Genomic DNA, 21,444 nt, shown 5'->3' on the forward strand with positions numbered 1-21,444 from the left:
CACCGTCCAAAACATGAGATGCCGCCATGATACACCAAATCAATGGGTTAAGGCTAAATGCGTCGCGCCTGCCAGTACACCCGCTTCCAGTAGACGTTATCGAGCGAGGAGCGTATCACTCCACGGCTGGTCGACGCGTGGATAAATTGGTCGTTGGTATCGTAAATGCCGACGTGCAGGCCGTTCTCACCGCCGCCGGTTTTGAAAAACACCAGATCGCCCGGCATCAGCTCATCGCGTGAGACCTTGGTGCCCAGCGAGGTCTGTTCTTCGGTCGAACGCGGCAGTTGCATGTCAAAACGATCGCGGAACGTGCGGTAAACAAAGCCGGAACAATCTACCCCGCCCCGATCCAGGCCGCCGTAACGGTATGGCGTGCCGTACCACTGGCGCAGCTGCTCATTGAGCTGGGCCACCACCACGATAGAGTCCGCCAGGCGGCCGCTGGGCGGCGGCGCATGGCTGCTGCACCCGGCGAGGATCAAACTGGCTAATAAAAACCACACACGCATCCGCATAATATCCCTTCATTGAACACGTTGCCGCATTATGCCATCCGGTACACCACCACACCGCCTGCGAGGCAAAGCCGGCACCACGTAAGGAGAGCGCTATTTGGCGTTAATTTATCTCCCGCACGGGGAAAAAGGCAAGCGCCATAAGGGAGATAATGACAGGATCGCCGGTTTTGGCCCTATTCCGGCGATTTTGTCTCGGACTTGCTGTTAATCAGCCAGACGCCGAACAGAATAAACAGCGTGCCCAGCGTTTTCAGCAGTGTAGCGGACTCGTTGAACCACGGCAGGATCACCGCCGCCAGATAGACCAGCGCGTAACTGACGCTCAACAGAGGATAAGCGCGGTTTAACGGCAGGTGGCGCAGCGCAAAGAACCAACACAGCATCGACAGCGCATAACCGCAGATGCCGCCGCCCACCGCCAACAGCGGCAGCCAGTAGCCGCCGATCAGCGCCAACGAGACGTCGGCGAACGACATCAGCGGGATTTGCACCATGCCCCACTTCATCAGCAACTGCGCCAACGTCACCAGCAACACGCTGGCGGCGCCCCAGGCATAACCCCTCATGAATGCACGCTCATCAGCAGGATCCCCAACATAATCGACGCTACGCCACACCAGTGGCGGGCGGTCGTCGGCTCATGAAACAGCCAGCGCGCCGCCAGCGTCACCATCACGAAGTTCAGGCTGAGCATCGGGTAAGCCAGGCTGAGCGGCAGGCGTTGCAGCACATTGAGCCACACCGCCATGCCCAGCCCCAGCAGCAGCACCGCCAGCGCCAACCAGCGCAGCGTCAGCTTCAGCCGCGCCTCGTCCGCCCGTTCCCAACAGTGCGCCGCCTGTTTCTGGCACAGCTGCCCACCACAGGTGAGCAGGCTGACCACAATCACCAACAGAAAACCCATCATGGTTGCTGTTTATACCACATCAGCACCAGGCGGTTCATGCGATCCACCTTGTCTGCGGCGGGCAGTTCCTGCGGCAGCGCTTCGCCACGGGACAGCTGCAGCACCAGCGACACGTTCCCCTGCTTGCGCGCCTGCGCCAGCCACTGCGGGAAGTCGGCATCGCTGATCAGGTGCCCCTTGGCGTCCGGGTACTCCAGACCATAGGCCACCTCGCCTTTCTGGCTGTACATCAGCACGTCGCTGCGCTTCAGCTCCCAGGCCAGGCCGGCCGCCAGCCCGACGCTGTCGCTCAACACATAGCGGCTGTCGCTCAGTTCGGCCATCGTGGCGCGGGCAAAGTTTTGCGGCAGTTTGGAATCGGTCACCTGTTGCGGGATGGCGTAACCGATCACCAGGCACAGCAGCACCGGGCAAGCCGCCGCCCAGCGCCATTGGCGGCCGTTGTCGCGTACGGAAACCAGCGCGAACAGCAGCCAGCCGCCGAAGGCGATCAGGCCGAGCACCAGTTTCGGCCACTCCTGCGGAGTAAACAGATGTGCCTTCGGCAGCAGACCGGAGCTCAACACCACCAGCGCCACGATGCCGATCAGGCCGAACAGGCCGTTCAGCCAGGCGTTGGCCTTGAACAGCCTGGCGCGCAGCGTGGCGGCGTAGTCTTCCGCATAGGCGGTCATCAGCAGCGCCAGCGGGGCCATGCACGGCAGAATGTAGGTCGGCAGCTTGCCTTTGGCGATGCTGAAGAAGATCAGCGGCATCAGCGCCCAGCTCAGCAGGAAGAACAGCTCCGGACGCTGTACGCGCTCGCGCCACCCCTTGAGCAGCGCACCGGGCAGCAGCGCCAGCCACGGCAGCACCGCCGCCAGCAGGACCGGCAGGTAATACCAGAACGGCGCCTTGTGCTGGGCGTTATCTTCGGCGAAACGCTGAATATGCTCGACCCAGAAGAAGTAATTCCAGAAATCGGGTTCGCGTTGCGCGATCGCCAGCGCCCACGGCAGGCTGAGCAGCGTAGCGGTCACGATCGCCACCGGGCCATAGCACAGCAGATCCTTGATGCGGCGTTGCTGAATGACGATCGGGATCACCGCGATCACCGGCACCGCCAGCGCCAGGAAGCCCTTGGTCATAAAGCCCATGCCGCAGGCCAGGCCCAGCAACGCGTAAGCGCCCAGCTTGCCTTTGACCGAGGTGGCTTTCAGCGTCAGGTAATAACTGACCATCGCCGCCGCCAGCCACAGCGAGATCATCGGATCCAGCACGCTGTAGGTGCCGATGCTGAACACCAGCACCATCGACAGGAACATCAGCGCCGCCAGGCTGGCGCGGCGCGCATTGCGCCACATCAGCATCGCCAGCGCAAACACCAGCAGCGCGGTCATGCCGGTGCTGAACACCGAGCCGAAACGCACCGCAAAGTTGTTTTCGCCAAACAGCCACTGGCTGATGTTATTGAACCAGTAACCCGCCACCGGCTTTTCGAAATAGCGCAGCCCCAGCAGGTGCGGCACGACCCAATCGCCGCGCTGCAGCATTTCACGGCTGATCTCGGCATAACGCGTCTCATCCGGCTGCCACAGCAGGCGGCCGTTAAGCGGGATCAGGTAAACCAGAGCAAAAAAAACGGCCAGCACAATGGCCCAGGATCCTTTTAGCGCCTTCATGTAACGTCCTTCACATCGGTTTGACAGCCCAGCCAACCTTCGCGGCCGGGGAAAGGAGCGCGCTTGATGCGGCCCAACGGCAGTGACGCCAAATCTTGCGGTAACAGCGCGCTCAGCGGACAGAATTCGATGCCCTGCCGCTGTGCGCGTTGCAATAACTGTTCGAACATCGCCGCCTGCGACATGCCTTCCACTTCGGTGTGAATGGTGTACACCGGCACGCCGCGATCGTTCTCGATGGCGCGCAGAATATAGTCGTTGAAGTCGGCCATGCTGACTTCGCTGCCAATCACTTCATCGAAGGTCGGCAGCGTCACCGGGATCTGCACCGTACCGTGGCGCCCGTCGCTCAGCACCGGACGGAACGGATGGGTGCCGCGGCAATCGCTGTTGTAATGGAAGCCGAAGCGTTGTTTGACCTCCAGCACGCGCGTATCGGCGCGCCAGCCCGCCACGGCGGAGCATTTCACCGGCTGGCCGGTGCTGGCGCTCAGGGCGTCGACGCCCAGCTGTACCTGTTCGGTCAGCTGCGCCTCGCTCCACTTGCCGACCCTGGCCTGCCACCCCTGGTGATCCCAGGCGTGCAGCCCGACCTCATGGCCGGCTTCGGCGGTGCGCTTCATCAGCGGCCCCAGCGCGCGTGAAATGTTGCGCCCCGGCCAGGCGGTGCCGGCCAGCAGAATGTCCAGACCGTACAGCGAGGCGGCGTTCGAACGCAGCATTTTCCACAAAAATTTCGGACGCAAAAGGCGCCAAAGATGGCGCCCCATGTTGTCCGGTCCCACGCTGAAGAAGAAGCTGGCCTGAATGTCGTACTTTTCGAACAGGTCCAGCAACTGCGGCACCCCTTCACGGGTGCCGCTGAAGGTATCTACATCAACCCGCAGACCGACTTTCTTCATGCACCGTTCCCTTCCTGAACGGTAGTGCGCAGGAAGTAGTCCAGCGTATCGGCGATGGTTTGCTTCATCTCGATGGTCGGCTGCCAGCCCAGCAGGCGGTGAGCATTTTTGATGCTCGGCGTGCGGTGCTCGACGTCCTGGTAACCTTTACCGTAATAGCTGCTGCTCTCCACGTCCTTGAAGCCGGCAAACGGCGGGAAGCGGTCGCGCAACGGGTGGTTGTTGAAGCTTTCTAGCAGCATTTCCGCCAGCTCGCGAATGCTCGCTTCGTTGGTCGGGTTGCCGATGTTGACGATCTGGCCGTCACACAGGCCGTCGCGGTTCTCGATGATGCGGAACAGCGCTTCGATGCCGTCGTTGATGTCGGTGAAGCAACGTTTCTGCGCGCCGCCGTCCATCAGTTTGATCGGCGAACCTTCCACCAGGTTGAGGATCAGCTGGGTGATGGCGCGGGAAGAACCGATGCGCGCCGCGTCCAGGTTATCCAGGCGCGGCCCCATCCAGTTGAACGGACGGAACAGCGTGAACTTCAGGCCTTCTTTGGCGCCGTAAGCCCAGATCACCCGATCCAGCAGCTGTTTGGAGACCGAGTAGATCCAGCGCTGCTTGTTGATCGGCCCAACGATCAGGCGCGAATGGTCTTCGTCGAACTCTTTGTCGTCGCACATGCCGTACACTTCAGAGGTGGACGGGAAGATGATGCGCTTGTTGTATTTCACGCAGTCGCGAACGATCTTCAGGTTCTCTTCGAAGTCCAGCTCGAACACGCGCAGCGGGTTACGGGTGTATTCGATCGGCGTCGCGATCGCCACCAGCGGCAGCACCACGTCGCATTTCTTGATGTGATACTCGATCCACTCGGAGTGGATGCTGATGTCGCCTTCCACGAAGTGGAAGCGCGGGTTGTCGAGGAAGCGGCTGATGGCGTCAGAGCCGATATCCAGACCGTAGATGTCGTAGCGATCGTCGCGCAGCAGGCGCTCGGTCAGGTGGTTGCCGATGAAGCCGTTGACCCCGAGGATCAGTACGCGGGTGCGGCGTTTCATCGCGGCGTTCGGCTTGGCGGCCAGACGCACGTCGGTGACGATGCCCATTTCCTGCGCCAGGCGGCTGCCCTGCACGTACAGACCGCTGTCGTTTTGACCGGCGACGATCTCCAGCGCGCCTTCGCCACAGGCGATGACCAGCGGCGAGGTGCTCAGCACGGTGCCCGGCTGCTTATCGTGTTGGGTATCCAGCACGCGAGAGCGCCAGACGATCAGCTGGCGCTGGCCGAGGTAGCTGAACGCCCCCGGGTACGGCTCGGTGACGGCGCGCACCAGGTTGTTGATCTCTTGGGCGGATTTGTGCCACAGGATCTCGCCGTCCGCCGCGCTGCGGCGGCCGAAGTAGCTGGCCTGGGACTCATCCTGCTTGGTGAAGGTGGCGGTGCCGTTCTTCAGCTTCGGCAGTTGCTCTTTCAACACGATCTGCGCGGCTTCCAGCACTTTTTTGTGCAGCGTCAGCGCGGTATCGCTGTCGGCGATGGCCACTTTTTGCTGCCCGACGATGTCGCCGGCGTCCGGGCGTTTCACCATCTTGTGCAGCGTGGCGCCGGTTTCGGTTTCGCCGTTCACCAGCGCCCAGTTCACCGGCGCACGGCCACGGTAACGCGGCAGCAGCGAACCGTGCAGATTGAAACCGCCCTGCGGTGCCAGCGACAGGATCTCGTCGCTCAGCATGTGGCGGTAATAGAACGAGAAGATCACGTCCGGCTGCAGTGCGCGAATGCGGTCAACCCACAGCGGATGGTTTACGTCCTCTGGCGCATAGACCGGCAGATCCAATTCGGCGCCCAAACGGGCCACGGAGGAGAAGAAGTTGTTCTCGCCAGGGTCGTCGGTGTGCGTGAACACGGCCTGCACGTCATAACCCGCCTCAGTCAGCGCTTTCAGACCGGCGCAGCCAATATCATGGTAAGCAAATACAATAGCTTTCATCATTCTTCTTCCTGAGTATTGTGGCCCTGCTGTGCACCGACCACTTTCTGAACAAAATAGCGAGGACGCGCGCGCACGTCGGTATAGATGCGGCCGATGTATTCACCCAGTAGACCCATGCCGACAAACTGGGCGCCGATAAAGGTGAACAGGACGGCGAAAAGGGTGAACACGCCGCCGGCGGCCCATTCAGGGCCGAGCAGCAGACGCAGCGCTATCAGCACCAGCGCCAGCACAAACCCGGACAGCGCCACGATGCTGCCGACCACGCTGAGCAAACGCAGCGGCGTGGTGGTCAGGCAGGTGATCAAGTCATACATCAGGTTGATCAGCTTCATCAGGCTGTACTTGGAGTCGCCAAACTCGCGTTCGGCGTGACGCACGTCGATCTCGGTCGTGCGGCGGGCGAAGGTATTCGCCAGGATCGGGATAAAGGTGCTGCGCTCATGGCAGTGCAGCATCGCCTCAACGATATGACGACGGTAGGCGCGCAGCATGCAGCCGTAGTCCCCCATCGACTTGCCGGTGGCGCGTTGAATCATCATGTTGATTACGCGCGAGGCGCTTTTGCGGAACCAGGAGTCCTGACGGTTGGCGCGCACGGTGCCCACCACGTCATAGCCCTCTTCCGCCACGCTGACCAGCCGTGGGATCTCCTCCGGCGGGTTCTGCAGATCGGCGTCCAGCGTAATCACCAGATCGCCGGTCACCTGATTGAAACCGGCCATAATGGCCGAGTGCTGGCCATAGTTGCGGTTCAGCAAGACGGCGATCACGTGGCTATCCGGCTTTTCCGCCGCCGCAGTCAGCATGTCAGCGGAGTTGTCGCTGCTGCCATCGTCGACGAGGATGATTTCATAAGGTTGAGATAACTGCTTACAGGCGGCAGTAGTCCGCTCCAGCAACGCCGGCAGGCTTTCCTGCTCGTTGTATACCGGGATGACTACCGAGACTTTTTTAATCGGTTCAACGCGAGGCACGTAAAGACTCCACAACAGAAGACAAGGCATTGACCACGCGATCCACGTCGGCGTCGGTCATATCAGGGAATAGCGGTAAGGTGCACAGCCGCGCCGAGTTCCATTCGGTATTCGGCAAAGAAAGCTGCGGATAACGCTCACGGTAGAATTTCTGAGTATGCGCGGCGCGGAAATGCAGCCCGGTGCCGACGCCAACCTCTTTCAGGCGCTCCATCAGCTGGTCGCGATCGATGCCGCAACGCGCGGGATCGACGCGGACCATAAACAGGTGCCAGGCGTGGTCATGCGGATAATCCGGCACGCCCAACGGTTGGAACGGCGAGCCTTCCAGCGCGCTCAGGTAGCGCTGTGCCAGCGCCTTACGGCACGCGTTCAGCTCAGCAAAGCGCGACAGTTGCACCACGGCGATCGCCGCATGAATGTCGGACAGGTTGTATTTGTAACCCGGCTCCACCACTTCGGCCTGCGGTTTGCGGCCAAGCTGCTGGCGATCGAAGGCATCGACGGCCAGACCGTGGAACTTCAGGCAACGCAGGCGATCCGCCAGCGCATCGTCGTCGGTGGCGATCAGGCCGCCTTCGGCGCAGGTCACGTTTTTAATCGCGTGGAAAGAGAAAATCGCCGTGCCGCGTGCGCCGACCCATTCGCCGTTGTAGCGCGTGCCGACCGCGTGGGCGGCGTCTTCGATCAGCGGCAAGCGATGGCGTGCGGCTACGGCGCGCAGCGCATCCATTTGCAGGGGAGCACCGGCGTAATGCACCGGAACAATCGCTTTGGTGTTCGGGGTGATGGCAGCCTCGACATCGGCGGCGCTGACCATCAACGTATCACGGTCAACGTCGATCATCACCGGCGTGGCGCCCAGCAACTCGATCATGTTGAGGGTGGAGACCCAGGTTTGCGAAGGGGTGATGACTTCGTCGCCGGGGCCGATACCCAGCGCCATCAGCGTGATGTGCATACCCGCCGTGGCGGAACTGACGGCGATGGCGTGCTTACAGCCGAAAGTGGAGCAGAAGTCGCTTTCCAGTTGCTGGTTTTGCGGCCCGGTGGTGATCCAACCGGAACGCAACACTTTCTCTACCGCGGCGATTTCTTCATCGCCGATGGCCGGACGAGAGAAAGGCAAAAATTGATCCATAGTTAACCCCAAACGTATCGAGCTGCTTTGATGACACTGTAAATCCCTTTCGTTTAACGAATATTAAACGCCAGAGAAGAATCGTTTCCGTGGATTAACTGACAATGTAAGGCCGCAAGCTTAACTAAACCTTAAGACGAGACGTGTCATCAGTGGGAGAACTGATGGATAGGTGCCGTCATCATTAATTTAAATTTACTATGAAAATCAATTTACTATATATATTAATAATTATTTACTTATTTTATTTTTGCCGAATCAAGCCTAGCACGTCATTGACGCTTTTCAATAAAACCCACGATAAAATGAGCGGTGGAACAATAATAGCCGATGATTACCCGGCTATTTATATTCACTACGTTTAGTTTCCGTTTACATTTATGCTGCCGGGACGAATTAAGCCGTGCGCGTCATGATCCAACGCTGGTTCCCCACCCATTGCAGGTGAAAATCCACTTCATAGATCTGCGACAACAGGTCGGGCGCCATCACCTCACGGGTGATGCCCTGCGCCACCAGCTGCCCAGCGTGCAGCAACCAAACCCGATCGGCCTGCTGCAGGGTATGATTCAGATCGTGCGCGCACACCAGCGCGCTGCGCCCACTTTGGCAGAATTCGCGCAGCAGGCGATCCAGCGCGACCTTTTGCGCCACATCCAGGCTATTGGTCGGTTCATCCAGCAACAACAATCGGCTGTGCGGATTGACGCTGGGCCACACCTGCAGCAACACCGCCGCCAGCCGCACCCGCTGCCATTCGCCACCGGAAAGCTGCGTCAACGTGCGTGACAGCTTATCCACCAGCTTCAACCGCTGGCACAGATAGAGGATGGCGTGCTCCACCTCGGTTTGCGCCGCGCCGGCAGGCCGGTGCAACGCCAAATACTGAAACACCGGCATCAGCGACACCGGCGGCTGTTGCTGGCTGAGATAACCGCGTCGGCGCGCCAGCTCGCTCCCCGGATAATCGGCTAACGCGCGTCCGTCCAGGCAGATTTCGCCCAGCCCCGGCAGCATGCCCGCCACCCGCGCCAACAGGGTGCTCTTCCCTGCGCCATTGGGGCCGATCAGGTGAACCTGCAACCCGCCGTCAATCTGTGCCGAAAAAGGCGCCAGGCGCCCCGCCACCCCAACCTCAACGAGTTGCAGCATCTGTCTTATCCTGCCAGCGCTTGTTTCACCGCCGCCACCAGCGCCGGATCTTCCGGCGTAGTGTCAGGCGAGAAGCGCTGGATCACCGTGCCGTCGCGCGCGATCAGGAATTTCTCGAAGTTCCACAGAATATCGCCGGGGTGCTTCGGCGCACGCCCTTTGCTGGTCATCCGCGCCAGAAACTCGCTGCCCTGCGGTGCGACAGCCTCCGGCTGTGCGGCAATCAGCGCCTGGTACAGCGGATGACGGCGTTCGCCGTTCACCTCAATCTTGGCGAACATCGGGAATTGCACGCCGAAGGTGCCACGGCAAAACGCCAGGATCTCTTCGTTGCTGCCCGGCTCCTGGCCCAGGAATTCATTGGACGGGAACCCGAGGACTTCCAGCCCTTGATCGCGATAGGCTTCGTACAGCGCTTCCAGCCCTTCGTACTGTTTGGTCAGGCCGCACTCCGAGGCCACGTTGACCACCAGCAACACCTTACCCCGGTAGGCGCCCAGCGTGGTCGGCTGATTTTCAATGGTTTGTAACGGCAGGTTGTCGATTGGCTTGCTCATCGGTTGTCATCCTTTGGTTTTGTAATGGCAGGTGAATGAAGAGAACTACCTTACGCCTTTTGCCCGGGTCAGTAACCAGATAAATAGCGGCGCCCCCAGCGTGGCGGTCACCACGCCGATCGGCAGCTCGGCCGCCAGCAGCGCAATGCGGGCAACCACATCGGCCACCAGCAACACCCCGGCCCCGGCCAGCGCGCAGGCCGGCAACAGATAGCGTTGGTCGGTCAGGCCGATAAGCCGCAAGATATGCGGGATCACCAGCCCAACGAAGCCAATCACCCCGGCGAGCGCCACGCTGACGCCGACCAGCCAGCCGATCGCCAGCACCAGCAGGTTACGCCACAGATGCAGCGACAGCCCTAGTTGCCGCGCCTGTACCTCGCCCAGCGCCATCAGGTTGAGCGCTTTGCCCTGGCCACACAACCACAGCAGCACCGGCAGCAGCGCCAGCACCAGCCACTTTTGGCGCCAGTCGACCCCGCCGAAACCGCCCATCATCCAGTACATCAGCTGCCGCAGATCGAGGCTGGTGCTGAAATAGACCGCCCAGGTCATCAGCGCGCTGCACACGATGCCCAGCGCTACGCCGACCAGCAACAGCCGCGCATTGGTCAGACGTCGGCGGCGAGCGAAGCCCAGCAACAAGAAGGTCATCGCCAGCGCACCGGCTATCGCGGCGGCGCTCATCAGCGCCACCGGCAACAACCCCTGCCCCAACAACACCGTCAGCACCAGCGCTACGCCGGCGCCGTTAGCGACGCCCAGCAGACCAGGCTCCGCCAGCGGGTTTTCAAACAGCGCCTGCATTACCGCGCCCGCCACCGCCAGGGCGGCACCGACCAGCATCACCGCCAGCGCGCGCGGCAAACGCAGTTGCCAGACGAACAGTTGCGCCCGATCGCTGAACCACTCTGACGGCCATATCCATTGGTCGCCGGCGCAAAGGCTGAACAGCAACGCCACCGCCACGCACAGCGCCAACAGACCGATCTGGCGTTTATCGCGGTAGCGTTGATGTTGCAACAATAAGGTGAAGGTACGGCTGGTTGGCATGGCGCGGCGGTTCCCTGCCGGCCGCTGTCGTGGCCGGATAATTGACGTTTGAGTCGAATATTAGGGGGTTAACGCCGCAAGGGGAAGCCTTGCGTGGATGATGGCGCAGGAAAGCAGCGGCTGGCCTTGCCCGTCATCGCAACGATGATGGCAAAACCAGCCGCCGATAAACTCAGGGTTAACGATGCGGGCCGGCGTTGCCCGGTGGATAAGGCTGGCCGCGGCCGTCATCTCGGCGGTCGGAGGCACCGCGATCGTCATGATTGCGCTCGTGGTCGCGATTATCGCGATCGCCGCGGAACGGATTGCCGCTGCGTGCCGGCTCACGGTGATCATAGCCACGCGGCGGCGATGGCTGCCAGCGGCCGCCGTCCCAGTACATGCCGCGCGCATTGCGCTCACCCAGACCGCGGCCCTGATGCGCATGCCACCACTGCGGTGGACGCCAGTCGTAACCATCCCAGTAGTAGCCGCGACGGTCCTGATCCCCCAGATGCAGAGAAACGCCCGGCACATTGATATCGACAGAGACATCGGCCTGCGCCGCCAGCGGCAGCAACAGCGGGAAACACACCAGCAACAGGATCTTTTTCATTTTGCCTTCTCACTCTATTTTTCTTGCTGCAGTGGTTATATCAGCGCGTTTATTTAACCACTATCTCACCGATGCCTATTTTCAGATTGTTTTCGACGGCCTTACACAATCCCTACACTGTTTGCCCTCGCCTTTAATTATCATAACCGCTGACAAGGCTTAACGAATAACTGACGGCTCTCAAGCGGCGTGGCAATTATAATTAAGCGAATTTCCATCGGAGGAGAATAAGATGATTAAACGTATAGGCAGCCTGCTGGCCGTTGTGGCCCTGACAGCAAGCCTCAGCGCCTGCTGCTGGGGCCCGCACTGGGGCGGCGGCCACCGTGGCGATGGCCCTGGCCATTATCACGGCCGTTATTGAAGCGAAAACAATGCCACTCACCAAATAAGATTTAAGAATATTCCGAAATCGAGCTTAAATAAACTTCCGCCGTAGCGTTTGAACGCAGGATTTTAATTCTTACATTGCCCATTAGGAATAAACTGAATTTTATCCTCAAAAAGAAAAAGGCCGCGCAAGCGGCCTTTTTTGATATCACACGTCACTCACCCTTTCGGGCTGGCGTTTTCTACCCGGCTTTTCAGCTTCTGCCCCGGACGGAAGGTCACCACGCGGCGCGCCGTAATCGGAATGTCTTCGCCGGTCTTCGGGTTACGCCCCGGACGTTGGTTCTTGTCACGCAGATCAAAGTTGCCAAAACCCGACAGTTTTACCTGTTCGCCATTCTCAAGGGCCCGACGGACCTCTTCAAAGAACAGTTCCACCAGGTCTTTGGCGTCCCGTTTGCTAAGCCCAAGCTTCTCAAACAGGTGTTCTGACATTTCAGCTTTAGTAAGCGCCATAGGTTCAATCCCTCAAGGATGCTTGGAATCGCTGTTTTAGAGCCTCTACGCATTTTGCAACGGTAGCGGCTATCTCCTCTTCTTCCAGTGTACGAGCGGTATCCTGCAATACCAGACTGATAGCCAGGCTCTTGTCACCTTCTGCCACGCCCTTGCCACGGTACACGTCAAACAAGTTTACGCCAACTACCTGATTTGCGCCAACTTTCTTACACTCGGCCAAAATATCTTCTGCGGGGACGTTTTCAGCCACCACAACGGCGATATCACGGCGGTTTGCCGGGAAGCGCGAAATCTCCCGCGCCTGAGGCACGGCGCGGCTCGCAAGCTTGTTCCACTCCAGTTCAAACACCACGGTGCGGCCGTTAAGATCCAGTTTACGTTCAAGTTCCGGGTGAATCACACCGATGAAACCTACGCGTTCGCCGTGCAAATAAATCGCCGCACTCTGCCCTGGATGCAGGGCCGGATTGGCTTCCGCCCGGAACTGAATTTCGGATAATTTACCGGTCAGTTCGAGGACAGACTCCAGATCCCCTTTTAAATCATAGAAGTCGACGGGCTTGCGCGCCAGATCCCAATGCTCATCGTGCGTATGGCCGGCGATCACGCCTGCCAGCATGACGTCCTGGCGAATACCCAGATCTGCCGCACTATCAGGCACAAAGCGCAGGCCGCTTTCGAACAGGCGCAGACGCGTCTGCTGACGGTTCTGGTTATACACCACCGCAGACAGCAAACCGGTCCACAGCGACAGGCGCATCGCCGACATTTCGACCGAAATCGGGCTCGGCAGGATCAGCGCTTCTTCATTCGGGTGCAGCAGCGCCTGCACTTTCGGATCGACGAAGCTGTAGGTGATCGCTTCCTGGTAGCCGTGATCGACCAGCATGGTCTTCACGCGCTTGAGCGTCAGATCGGCTTCGCGATGCTGGGTCATCACCAGATCGGCGCGCACCGGCACATCCGGGATGTTGTCGTAGCCGTAAACGCGCGCCACTTCTTCCACCAGATCCTCTTCGATTTCCATATCGAAACGCCAGCTCGGCGCGACCGCTTGCCAGCTGTCGCCCTGCTCGGTCACCTGGCAACCCAGGCGGCGCAGAATGTCGCTGACCTGCTCGCTCGGCACCACGTGGCCGATCAGACGATCCAGCTTCTCGCGGCGCAGCGTGATGGTGGCACGCTTCGGCAGTTCGTTTTCGTGGGTTACGTCGATAACCGGGCCGGCCTGGCCGCCGCAGATGTCGAGCAGCAGGCGCGTGGCGCGCTCCATCGCTTTGTACTGCAGCGCCGGATCGACGCCGCGCTCATAGCGGTGAGACGCATCGGTGTGCAGGCCGTGACGGCGTGCGCGGCCGGTGATCGACAGCGGGCTGAAGAAGGCGCACTCCAGCAGCACGTCCTGAGTTTCCCCGTTGACGCCGGAATGCTCGCCGCCGAAGATGCCGCCCATCGCCAACGCTTTTTGATGATCGGCGATCACTAAGGTGTCGGCGCTCAGTTTGGCTTCGTTGCCGTCCAGCAGCGTCAGGGTTTCCCCTTCTTCCGCCATGCGCACCACGATGCCGCCGTCGATGCGGCCCAGATCGAAAGCGTGCATCGGCTGGCCAAGCTCCAGCAGCACATAGTTGGTGACGTCTACCACGGCATCGATAGAACGGATGCCGCAACGACGCAGTTTTTCGCGCATCCACAGCGGGCTTGGCGCCTTGACGTCGATACCTTTCACCACGCGCCCCAGATAGCGTGGGCACGCCTGCGGCGCGTCAACGCGGATCGGCAGCGTGGCGTCGATGGTGGCGGCCACCGGGCTCATGTCCGGCTCGGTCAGCGCAACCTGGTTCAGTACGCCCACGTCGCGCGCGACGCCGATGATGCCCAGGCAGTCGGCGCGGTTCGGCGTGACGCTGATCTCGATGGTGTTGTCGTTCAGTTTCAGATAGTCGCGGATGTCGGTGCCGATCGGCGCATCCAGCGGCAGCTCGATGATGCCGTCATGATCGTCGGAAATGCCCAGCTCGGAGAACGAGCACAGCATACCTTCCGAAGGTTCGCCGCGCAGCTTGGCGGCCTTGATTTTGAAGTCGCCCGGCAGCACCGCGCCCACGGTGGCGACCGCCACTTTCAGGCCGGTACGGCAGTTTGGCGCGCCGCAGACGATGTCGAGCAGGCGTTCGCCGCCTACGTTAACCTTGGTGACGCGCAGTTTGTCGGCGTTCGGATGTTGACCGCACTCGACCACTTCGCCCACGACGACGCCGTTAAACGCGCCGGCAACCGGATCCACGCCGTCCACTTCCAGACCGGCCATGGTGATTTGATCGGATAATGCTTCGCTGCTGATGGCCGGGTTTACCCACTCGCGCAACCAGAGTTCACTGAATTTCATGTGATATTCCCGCCTTACTTAAACTGTTTGAGGAAACGCAGATCGTTTTCGAAGAATGCACGCAGGTCGGTGACGCCGTAACGCAGCATCGTCAGGCGCTCCATGCCCATACCGAAGGCGAAGCCGGAGTAAACTTCCGGATCGATGCCCACGTTGCGCAGCACGTTCGGATGCACCATGCCGCAGCCCAGCACTTCCAGCCATTTGCCGTTCTTGCCCATCACGTCCACTTCAGCGGACGGCTCGGTGAACGGGAAGTAGGACGGGCGGAAACGAACCTGCAGGTCTTCTTCAAAGAAGTTGTTCAGGAAATCGTGCAGCGTGCCCTTCAGATTGGTGAAACTGATGTCTTTATCGACGATCAGCCCTTCCATCTGATGGAACATCGGGGTGTGCGTCTGATCGTAGTCGTTACGATAAACGCGGCCCGGCGCAATGATGCGGATCGGCGGCTGCTGGTTCTTCATGGTGCGGATCTGCACGCCGGAAGTCTGGGTGCGCAGCAGGCGCGTGGCGTCGAACCAGAAGGTATCGTGGTCGGCGCGCGCCGGGTGATGCCCCGGAATGTTCAGCGCGTCGAAGTTGTGGTAATCGTCTTCAATCTCCGGGCCGGTGGCAACGGAGAAGCCCAGCTCGCCGAAGAAGGTTTCGATACGGTCGATGGTGCGGGTCACCGGATGCAGACCGCCGTTTTCCATGCGACGGCCCGGCAGGGAGACGTCGATGGTTTCAGCCGCCAGGCGCGCGTTCAGCGCAGCGCTTTCCAGCGCGTTCTTACGCGCGTTCAGGGCGTCTTGCACCTCCTGCTTGGCCTGGTTGATCACCGCGCCGGCCGCCGGACGATCTTCCGCCGGGACGTCGCGCAGAGACTGCATCTGCAAGGTGAAATGACCTTTCTTGCCAAAATATTCGACGCGCACCAAATCTAACGCGGCAACATCCTGGGCATCTTCTACGGCTGCCTTGGCATTGGCAACCAGCTCTGCGAGATGTGGCATTGCTTTCCTCTTCCTCTGGCCGGGATGGCCCTAAGTAATTGTTATCTATATTCGAACACGCCTTTGAGCAATCTTCAAAGACTTTTCAATGCGTTGCCGGCCGGGCGGCTCACCTGAGCTGAACGCCAGCCGTACTCACCGCAACGCGTTGCAAGGCGGGACGATGGCCAAAAACAAAAAAGCCTCCACGAGGGAGGCTTAGGCGCTACTTTTCGTTTCTTTTCTTACGCGCAAAGCCTCCTGAAATCAGGCGCTAAAGTAAAAAAAGAAACGAAAAATAGCTGCGTGCATGATTGCGGTACCTTGTCGATGATTGCCCACCAGTGATATAGCTGCGGACAATGAAAGTCAATATTTGTCGCTGAAAACAAAGATTAAAAGAGGGAGCAAGCTCCCTCTTCTACTGACTTACGCCAGAGCTGCTTTCGCTTTCTCAACCAGTGCGCCGAAGGCCACTTTGTCGAAGACTGCGATGTCAGCCAGGATCTTACGGTCAATTTCGATCGACGCTTTTTTCAAGCCGTTGATGAACTTGCTGTAAGACAGACCGTTCTGACGAGCAGCTGCGTTGATACGTGCAATCCACAGCTGACGGAACTGACGCTTACGTTGACGACGGTCACGGTAAGCATACTGGCCTGCTTTGATTACTGCCTGGAAGGCAACACGATATACGCGCGAACGGGCACCGTAGTAGCCTTTCGCCTGCTTCATAATTTTCTTGTGACGTGCGCGTGCAATTACACCACGTTTTACGCGAGCCATATGCTCTCTCCTAAAGTCTTATTCTAAATTCAAAAAAAATGGCTTATGCGTACGGCAGGCACGCGGTAACCAGGACCAGATCGTTTTTAGACACCATGCCTTTCGGACGCAGGTGACGTTTACGCTTGGTTGCTTTTTTGGTCAGAATATGACGCAGGTTGGCATGTTTACGCTTAAAACCACCGCTGCCGGTTTTTTTGAAGCGCTTGGCTGCACCACGTACAGTTTTAATCTTTGGCATTTTAATTAAATCCACTTCGCATTGTTAAACAACGAATCAGTTGGGCGAATAAAACCCACACAGCGCAAGCGCCGCGCGGGTTCCATTACTTGTTAGCCTTACTGTTTCTTCTTAGGAGCGAGCACCATAATCATCTGGCGGCCTTCGATCTTCGTAGGGAAGGATTCGACCACTGCCAGATCCATATCTTCACACAGGTCTTTACGGACGCGGTTAAGCACTTCCATACCGATCTGCTGGTGCGCCATCTCACGCCCGCGGAAACGCAGGGTGATTTTGGCTTTATCGCCATCTTCCAGAAAGCGAATCAGGTTGCGTAGTTTGACCTGATAGTCGCCATCATCGGTGCCAGGACGGAATTTGATTTCCTTGACCTGAATAACTTTTTGCTTCTTCTTCTGTTCTTTCGTCGACTTGCTCTTCTCGTAGAGGAATTTGCCGTAATCCATGATTCGGCAAACTGGCGGTTCGGCATTTGGGCTGATTTCTACTAAATCAACGCCCGCTTCCTCAGCTTTTTCAAGAGCTTCATTCAGACTGACAATACCAATCTGCTCGCCATCGACGCCGGTTAGGCGAACTTCTTGCGCGCGAATTTCTCTGTTAATGCGATTAGGACGCGCCGGTTGAACTCGTTTTCCGCCTTTAATACTTTATTCCTCCAGTTGATGAAGACTACGGCTGCGAATCTCTTTCAGCAGCTTGTCTACGACTTCGTTTACGTCCAGGCTTCCCAGGTCTTTGCCACGGCGGGTACGAACGGCAACTTTGCCTGCTTCGACCTCTTTGTCGCCGCACACCAACATGTAAGGGACTCGACGTAAAGTATGTTCGCGAATTTTAAAGCCAATCTTCTCATTTCTCAAGTCCGCTTTCACGCGAATGCCTGCATCCTGCAGTTTTTTGGTCAATTGCTGGACGTAATCAGACTGGCTGTCGGTGATATTCATCACCACCACCTGCACCGGAGCGATCCAGGTCGGGTAGAACCCGGCGTATTCTTCGGTCAGGATACCGATGAAACGTTCCATGGAGCCCAAAATGGCGCGGTGAATCATTACCGGCACGACGCGATCGTTGTTTTCGCCAACATACGAAGCGCCCAAACGGCCCGGCAAGAAGAAATCGAGCTGCACGGTACCACATTGCCATGCGCGATCCAAACAATCATGCAGGGTAAATTCAATTTTCGGTCCGTAGAAGGCGCCCTCACCCGGCTGATATTCAAACGGAATGCCGTTCTCGGTCAGCGCGGCGGCCAGGTCTTCTTCCGCACGGGTCCACATGTCGTCGGTGCCGATGCGTTTTTCCGGGCGAGTGGACAGCTTGACGGCGATCTTGTCGAAGCCGAAAGTGCCGTACACGTCATACACCATGCGGATGCATTCGTTCACTTCAGCGCGCACCTGCTCTTCCGTACAGAAGATGTGGGCGTCATCCTGCGTGAAGCCGCGCACGCGCATCAGGCCGTGCAGGGAACCCGATGGCTCATTGCGGTGGCAGCTGCCGAACTCGCCCATGCGCAGCGGCAAATCGCGGTACGACTTCAGGCCCTGGTTGAAGATCTGCACGTGGCCCGGGCAGTTCATCGGCTTGATGCAGTATTCGCGGTTTTCCGACGCGGTGGTGAACATGGCGTCTTTGTAGTTTTCCCAGTGGCCGGTTTTTTCCCACAGCACGCGGTCCATCATGAACGGACCTTTCACTTCCTGGTACTGGTACTCTTTGAGCTTCATGCGCACGAAGGCTTCCAGCTCGCGGAAGATGGTCCAACCGTCGTTGTGCCAGAACACCATGCCCGGCGCTTCTTCCTGCATATGATACAGGTCGAGCTGTTTGCCGATCTTGCGGTGATCGCGCTTGGCCGCTTCTTCCAGGCGTTGCAGGTAGGCGTTCAACTGCTTCTTGTCTGCCCAGGCGGTACCGTAGATACGCTGCAGCATTTTGTTTTTGCTGTCGCCGCGCCAGTAAGCGCCGGAGGTTTTCTGCAGCTTGAAATGGTGGCAGAAACGCATGTTCGGCACGTGCGGGCCGCGGCACATGTCGACGTATTCTTCGTGGTGGTACAGGCCAGGACGATCGTCATGGCTGATGTTCTCATCCAGGATCGCCACTTTGTAGATTTCGCCGCGCTCAGCGAAGGTGTCGCGGGCTTCTTGCCAGCTGACCTTCTTCTTGATGACGTCGTAATCCTTATCGGCCAACTCGTGCATCCGCTTTTCCAGCAGATCCAGGTCTTCCTGCGTCAGGGTGCGGTCGATATCCACGTCATAATAGAAACCGTTGTCGATCACCGGACCGATCGCCATTTTGGTATCCGGCCACAGCTGCTTGATCGCATGACCCAGCAGGTGAGCACAGGAGTGGCGCATGATTTCCAGGCCGTCCTCATCTTTGATGGTGATGATGGCCAGCTGCGCATCCGATTCGATCAGATCGCCGGCGTCGACCAGCTCGCCGTTGACGCGGCCGGCGATACAGGCTTTCGCCAGGCCAGGGCCGATATCGCGCGCGACATCCATCGGGGAAACGGGGTGATCGAAATGACGCTGACTACCGTCAGGAAGGGTAATAACAGGCATTAATAATTCCTTATCTACAGTGGTGACCCACACGACAGATCACATGCAGTACGAAAATTGGATTTTGGGTTTGGTCAGCCAGGTTTCAGATCTCGCCCACAATTGCCAGATTGAAACCTCACTGGGTATACAGAATGGAACGCATACCTTCTCAGCCACATTCGGCTAAGCGAATAGTATCACTAAAATTGTTCCGGATAAATAAAGCGCCGCCCTCACGCTTTCGCGTCAGCCGGCGCAAAAACGGTTTTCATGTAGCTGAGGGTGGCCAGCAGGCACAGGCCGTAGCCCAGCAGTTCGCAACCCTCTTCCACCATGTTTTTCACCACCCGGTTGTAGCCGTCCAGCATCAGCGTTTGCCACAGCGCGCTCATGCCAAACAGGCGTGAAAACACCAAAATGCACAGCAGGCCGGCGCACATCATGCCGTAGGCGGGATGCGTCACGAAATAGGCCAGGCCGCGCACCGCCGCCGCGATGTGCCGCGCTGCATGCACCAGGCAGGCCAAGGCTACCGCCAGCGCGAACCACACCCAGGCGCCGTGCCACAGCGCATCGAAGGCGAAATCCATCTCGCGGATCAGCATGCAGAGAAAGAAACCGCCGACCAGCATCCAGGCGGAGCGGCGTTCAGACTGCCGCCGGGCCGCGGCGAAGAAACCGCCGGAGATGGCGAGCAGCAACAGCTCCTGCGCCGCTTCTGTCAGCGAGGTTTCATGCACGAAATTATGCAGCCAGTGTACGTCGATAAATACCAGGCCGACCAAGGCCGCCAAAAAAGCGCAGTAGAGCAGAAAGGTAACGGCTTTCCCCAGCAAAATATGCAGTTCTTGTTTCATAATCACACTCATTATTATTTACAGCGCATCTATGTTATCCACCTGTCCCCAGGGATCGTGGCAATTGATGCCTAATACCCTACACAGCGATTAAGGTGGTCATTAATCACGCCGCAAACAATAAAAACCCCGGCACATGGCCGGGGTAGGCGCCAGTCTTTCCTGGCTGTCATTTCATCGTCGTCGGTATTTCAGGCTCTCATCCCTATATCATCGAGACGCGCAAACGAGCCTGGAGATTACGCCTGCGGAGATGATACGGTTACACGTCGGGCATTGGTGTTAACGCCCCACAAGCCTGCCAATGCACTGACCACTGCGCCAATCAACAACGCAAAGAATGACCACAGGGCAGCCCGAGACAATTCGTCCGCAGCCGCGGCAGCCTGTTCGCGCGCCTTCTGTTTCAGCTCAGCATACTCCTGTTTTGCCTGATTGATTTTTGCTTCGGCTTCATCCAAGCGCTGATTAACCAGCTGCGCAGTTTTATTTTTGGCGTCGACCAAATTCTTCACCGTCTGGTCCACTTCCTGCGGCGTCATATTGGTATTTTCAACCAGAGCTTTTTTCAGTGTGTCTTGATCCACATCTTGCGAGATGGCATCACCATGTTTTTTAAGCTTGTCGACCAGTTGCTTAATAATCGCATCGCTATTGTCAGGCTGAAGTGCCAGGGCTTTTACTGCGTCTGCCAAATCAGTCTTGGCCGCATTCAACTGTTGCTGCATGAATTCAGGCTGCAATGACGGAATACCACTTTTTTTGAGCGCCGTAACCACATCACCATGCAGCTGTTCAGGTTCCAACGTGGTGTCGATACCCAACTTGTCAAACACCTTACCGCCCACGTCTGCCAACCCGGTTGCCCCTTTGCCAATCGCGGAACCGGCGCCGGAAAGCAAACTGCCAGAGGTCGAAGCGATAGCACCCAGCGCATTACCGGTGGCCTTCACTGCAGACCCGACCAGCATTCCACCCAACACCGCCGCCACAATCAGTGACGTAGCCCATACCAGGAAGCCATGAATAAGGCCGTCATTAGCAGCCAAACGTCCGGCAATAAAAGCGCCGGCAGCCAAGCTAATGATGATTGAAACAGCGGACCAAATCACTACGGTGGTACCGGCTCCGTTGATCGGATCGTCTGATGTCGGATCCACGATGGAAAATCCCAAACTGGTGCCCAACGTCGACAGCAACAGTGAAACAGCCAATACGGTGATCACACCACCGATGACGCTGCCCCAGGAGATTTTTTTCGCCGCTACCCATTCTTTTGCCACTTCCATAGTAAAACTCCTTTTAAGCTTTTCGATTATGAAGAAATGCCACA

At 58.4% G+C, this 21,444-nt stretch carries 23 protein-coding genes and 1 other annotated feature; of the genes, 1 reads left to right on the top strand and 22 read right to left on the bottom strand.

Annotated features, from left to right (window positions below):
• Positions 1-53: 53 nt before the first annotated feature.
• The 12 genes from ACJ8IM_RS12260 to ACJ8IM_RS12315 all read right to left on the bottom strand — a co-directional run bounded on the left by ACJ8IM_RS12260 (position 54) and on the right by ACJ8IM_RS12315 (position 11,448).
• Positions 54-518 carry an NlpC/P60 family protein gene (locus ACJ8IM_RS12260; RefSeq protein WP_016927954.1) on the bottom strand — a complete coding sequence of 155 codons (465 nt, stop codon included), beginning with the start codon at positions 516-518 and terminating at the stop codon, positions 54-56.
• A gap of 176 nt (positions 519-694) precedes the next feature.
• Positions 695-1,087 carry a 4-amino-4-deoxy-L-arabinose-phosphoundecaprenol flippase subunit ArnF gene (gene arnF / locus ACJ8IM_RS12265; RefSeq protein WP_033638346.1) on the bottom strand — a complete coding sequence of 131 codons (393 nt, stop codon included), beginning with the start codon at positions 1,085-1,087 and terminating at the stop codon, positions 695-697.
• Positions 1,084-1,428, bottom strand: a complete 345-nt coding sequence (gene arnE, locus ACJ8IM_RS12270) for a 4-amino-4-deoxy-L-arabinose-phosphoundecaprenol flippase subunit ArnE (protein ID WP_033653923.1) — start codon at positions 1,426-1,428, stop codon at positions 1,084-1,086. The genes arnF and arnE overlap by 4 nt, the downstream gene beginning before the upstream one ends.
• Complete coding sequence (gene arnT, locus ACJ8IM_RS12275; RefSeq protein WP_033653922.1) at positions 1,425-3,089, bottom strand: lipid IV(A) 4-amino-4-deoxy-L-arabinosyltransferase; 1,665 nt, start codon at positions 3,087-3,089, stop codon at positions 1,425-1,427. The genes arnE and arnT overlap by 4 nt, the downstream gene beginning before the upstream one ends.
• Complete coding sequence (arnD, locus tag ACJ8IM_RS12280; protein ID WP_033646311.1) at positions 3,086-3,991, bottom strand: 4-deoxy-4-formamido-L-arabinose-phosphoundecaprenol deformylase; 906 nt, start codon at positions 3,989-3,991, stop codon at positions 3,086-3,088. Before arnD ends, arnT begins: the two co-directional genes overlap by 4 nt.
• A complete protein-coding gene (arnA, locus tag ACJ8IM_RS12285; protein ID WP_033653939.1) occupies positions 3,988-5,970 on the bottom strand; it encodes a bifunctional UDP-4-amino-4-deoxy-L-arabinose formyltransferase/UDP-glucuronic acid oxidase ArnA in 1,983 nt (660 codons plus the stop codon). Before arnA ends, arnD begins: the two co-directional genes overlap by 4 nt.
• Positions 5,970-6,980 (bottom strand): undecaprenyl-phosphate 4-deoxy-4-formamido-L-arabinose transferase, encoded by a 1,011-nt coding sequence (gene arnC, locus ACJ8IM_RS12290; protein WP_194243198.1) that lies wholly within the window; start codon positions 6,978-6,980, stop codon positions 5,970-5,972. Before arnC ends, arnA begins: the two co-directional genes overlap by 1 nt.
• Positions 6,937-8,091, bottom strand: a complete 1,155-nt coding sequence (arnB, locus tag ACJ8IM_RS12295) for a UDP-4-amino-4-deoxy-L-arabinose aminotransferase (protein WP_033653921.1) — start codon at positions 8,089-8,091, stop codon at positions 6,937-6,939. The genes arnC and arnB overlap by 44 nt, the downstream gene beginning before the upstream one ends.
• 396 nt (positions 8,092-8,487) lie before the next feature.
• On the bottom strand, positions 8,488-9,243 hold the full coding sequence (gene btuD, locus ACJ8IM_RS12300) for a vitamin B12 ABC transporter ATP-binding protein BtuD (RefSeq protein ID WP_033638333.1): 756 nt from the start codon (positions 9,241-9,243) through the stop codon (positions 8,488-8,490).
• A gap of 5 nt (positions 9,244-9,248) precedes the next feature.
• On the bottom strand, positions 9,249-9,800 hold the full coding sequence (locus tag ACJ8IM_RS12305) for a glutathione peroxidase (protein ID WP_033638331.1): 552 nt from the start codon (positions 9,798-9,800) through the stop codon (positions 9,249-9,251).
• A gap of 45 nt (positions 9,801-9,845) precedes the next feature.
• The gene (gene btuC / locus ACJ8IM_RS12310) at positions 9,846-10,853 is read right to left on the bottom strand and encodes a vitamin B12 ABC transporter permease BtuC (protein WP_033653920.1); all 1,008 of its coding nucleotides are present in this window, start codon (positions 10,851-10,853) and stop codon (positions 9,846-9,848) included.
• A 178-nt stretch (positions 10,854-11,031) separates the two neighbouring features.
• Positions 11,032-11,448, bottom strand: coding sequence for a DUF2502 domain-containing protein (locus tag ACJ8IM_RS12315; protein WP_033638328.1), 417 nt, complete (start codon positions 11,446-11,448; stop codon positions 11,032-11,034).
• A gap of 232 nt (positions 11,449-11,680) precedes the next feature.
• Between ACJ8IM_RS12315 and ACJ8IM_RS12320 the strand changes: the two genes are divergently transcribed.
• On the top strand, positions 11,681-11,812 hold the full coding sequence (locus tag ACJ8IM_RS12320) for a hypothetical protein (protein ID WP_033653919.1): 132 nt from the start codon (positions 11,681-11,683) through the stop codon (positions 11,810-11,812).
• Between the two features lie 185 nt (positions 11,813-11,997).
• On the opposite strand, the gene ihfA is transcribed toward ACJ8IM_RS12320, so the two are convergent.
• The 10 genes from ihfA to ACJ8IM_RS12370 form a co-directional block, all read right to left on the bottom strand.
• Positions 11,998-12,294, bottom strand: coding sequence for an integration host factor subunit alpha (ihfA, locus tag ACJ8IM_RS12325; protein ID WP_004931414.1), 297 nt, complete (start codon positions 12,292-12,294; stop codon positions 11,998-12,000).
• A 4-nt stretch (positions 12,295-12,298) separates the two neighbouring features.
• Positions 12,299-14,686, bottom strand: coding sequence for a phenylalanine--tRNA ligase subunit beta (gene pheT / locus ACJ8IM_RS12330; protein ID WP_033653918.1), 2,388 nt, complete (start codon positions 14,684-14,686; stop codon positions 12,299-12,301).
• A 14-nt stretch (positions 14,687-14,700) separates the two neighbouring features.
• On the bottom strand, positions 14,701-15,684 hold the full coding sequence (pheS, locus tag ACJ8IM_RS12335) for a phenylalanine--tRNA ligase subunit alpha (protein ID WP_004931416.1): 984 nt from the start codon (positions 15,682-15,684) through the stop codon (positions 14,701-14,703).
• A gap of 172 nt (positions 15,685-15,856) precedes the next feature.
• Positions 15,857-15,979: a sequence feature (Phe leader region), on the bottom strand.
• Positions 15,931-15,975, bottom strand: a complete 45-nt coding sequence (gene pheM, locus ACJ8IM_RS12340) for a pheST operon leader peptide PheM (protein WP_121626058.1) — start codon at positions 15,973-15,975, stop codon at positions 15,931-15,933. (Overlaps the previous feature by 45 nt.)
• Positions 15,980-16,092: 113 nt before the next feature.
• Positions 16,093-16,449, bottom strand: coding sequence for a 50S ribosomal protein L20 (gene rplT / locus ACJ8IM_RS12345; protein ID WP_004931417.1), 357 nt, complete (start codon positions 16,447-16,449; stop codon positions 16,093-16,095).
• A 43-nt stretch (positions 16,450-16,492) separates the two neighbouring features.
• A complete protein-coding gene (gene rpmI / locus ACJ8IM_RS12350; RefSeq protein ID WP_004931418.1) occupies positions 16,493-16,690 on the bottom strand; it encodes a 50S ribosomal protein L35 in 198 nt (65 codons plus the stop codon).
• 98 nt (positions 16,691-16,788) lie between these two features.
• Positions 16,789-17,340, bottom strand: a complete 552-nt coding sequence (gene infC, locus ACJ8IM_RS12355) for a translation initiation factor IF-3 (protein ID WP_048233542.1) — start codon at positions 17,338-17,340, stop codon at positions 16,789-16,791.
• 3 nt (positions 17,341-17,343) lie between these two features.
• Positions 17,344-19,272 carry a threonine--tRNA ligase gene (gene thrS / locus ACJ8IM_RS12360; RefSeq protein ID WP_025159696.1) on the bottom strand — a complete coding sequence of 643 codons (1,929 nt, stop codon included), beginning with the start codon at positions 19,270-19,272 and terminating at the stop codon, positions 17,344-17,346.
• A 215-nt stretch (positions 19,273-19,487) separates the two neighbouring features.
• Positions 19,488-20,111, bottom strand: a complete 624-nt coding sequence (locus tag ACJ8IM_RS12365; RefSeq protein WP_033653917.1) for a hypothetical protein — start codon at positions 20,109-20,111, stop codon at positions 19,488-19,490.
• A 239-nt stretch (positions 20,112-20,350) separates the two neighbouring features.
• Positions 20,351-21,400, bottom strand: a complete 1,050-nt coding sequence (locus ACJ8IM_RS12370) for a hypothetical protein (RefSeq protein ID WP_033653916.1) — start codon at positions 21,398-21,400, stop codon at positions 20,351-20,353.
• Positions 21,401-21,444 lie beyond the last annotated feature (44 nt).

The organism is Serratia sp. CY33525 (assembly GCF_052169115.1).
Lineage (GTDB): Bacteria > Pseudomonadota > Gammaproteobacteria > Enterobacterales > Enterobacteriaceae > Serratia > Serratia sarumanii.

Bases quoted from the DNA above. Each gene is read 5' to 3' on its own strand.
- ACJ8IM_RS12260 (WP_016927954.1), bottom strand. From the start codon at position 518: ATGCGGATGCGTGTGTGGTTTTTATTAGCCAGTTTGATCCTCGCCGGG.
- arnF (WP_033638346.1), bottom strand. From the start codon at position 1,087: ATGAGGGGTTATGCCTGGGGCGCCGCCAGCGTGTTGCTGGTGACGTTG.
- arnE (WP_033653923.1), bottom strand. From the start codon at position 1,428: ATGATGGGTTTTCTGTTGGTGATTGTGGTCAGCCTGCTCACCTGTGGT.
- arnT (WP_033653922.1), bottom strand. From the start codon at position 3,089: ATGAAGGCGCTAAAAGGATCCTGGGCCATTGTGCTGGCCGTTTTTTTT.
- arnD (WP_033646311.1), bottom strand. From the start codon at position 3,991: ATGAAGAAAGTCGGTCTGCGGGTTGATGTAGATACCTTCAGCGGCACC.
- arnA (WP_033653939.1), bottom strand. From the start codon at position 5,970: ATGAAAGCTATTGTATTTGCTTACCATGATATTGGCTGCGCCGGTCTG.
- arnC (WP_194243198.1), bottom strand. From the start codon at position 6,980: ATGCCTTGTCTTCTGTTGTGGAGTCTTTACGTGCCTCGCGTTGAACCG.
- arnB (WP_033653921.1), bottom strand. From the start codon at position 8,091: ATGGATCAATTTTTGCCTTTCTCTCGTCCGGCCATCGGCGATGAAGAA.
- btuD (WP_033638333.1), bottom strand. From the start codon at position 9,243: ATGCTGCAACTCGTTGAGGTTGGGGTGGCGGGGCGCCTGGCGCCTTTT.
- ACJ8IM_RS12305 (WP_033638331.1), bottom strand. From the start codon at position 9,800: ATGAGCAAGCCAATCGACAACCTGCCGTTACAAACCATTGAAAATCAG.
- btuC (WP_033653920.1), bottom strand. From the start codon at position 10,853: ATGCCAACCAGCCGTACCTTCACCTTATTGTTGCAACATCAACGCTAC.
- ACJ8IM_RS12315 (WP_033638328.1), bottom strand. From the start codon at position 11,448: ATGAAAAAGATCCTGTTGCTGGTGTGTTTCCCGCTGTTGCTGCCGCTG.
- ACJ8IM_RS12320 (WP_033653919.1), top strand. From the start codon at position 11,681: ATGATTAAACGTATAGGCAGCCTGCTGGCCGTTGTGGCCCTGACAGCA.
- ihfA (WP_004931414.1), bottom strand. From the start codon at position 12,294: ATGGCGCTTACTAAAGCTGAAATGTCAGAACACCTGTTTGAGAAGCTT.
- pheT (WP_033653918.1), bottom strand. From the start codon at position 14,686: ATGAAATTCAGTGAACTCTGGTTGCGCGAGTGGGTAAACCCGGCCATC.
- pheS (WP_004931416.1), bottom strand. From the start codon at position 15,684: ATGCCACATCTCGCAGAGCTGGTTGCCAATGCCAAGGCAGCCGTAGAA.
- rplT (WP_004931417.1), bottom strand. From the start codon at position 16,449: ATGGCTCGCGTAAAACGTGGTGTAATTGCACGCGCACGTCACAAGAAA.
- rpmI (WP_004931418.1), bottom strand. From the start codon at position 16,690: ATGCCAAAGATTAAAACTGTACGTGGTGCAGCCAAGCGCTTCAAAAAA.
- thrS (WP_025159696.1), bottom strand. From the start codon at position 19,272: ATGCCTGTTATTACCCTTCCTGACGGTAGTCAGCGTCATTTCGATCAC.
- ACJ8IM_RS12365 (WP_033653917.1), bottom strand. From the start codon at position 20,111: ATGAAACAAGAACTGCATATTTTGCTGGGGAAAGCCGTTACCTTTCTG.
- ACJ8IM_RS12370 (WP_033653916.1), bottom strand. From the start codon at position 21,400: ATGGAAGTGGCAAAAGAATGGGTAGCGGCGAAAAAAATCTCCTGGGGC.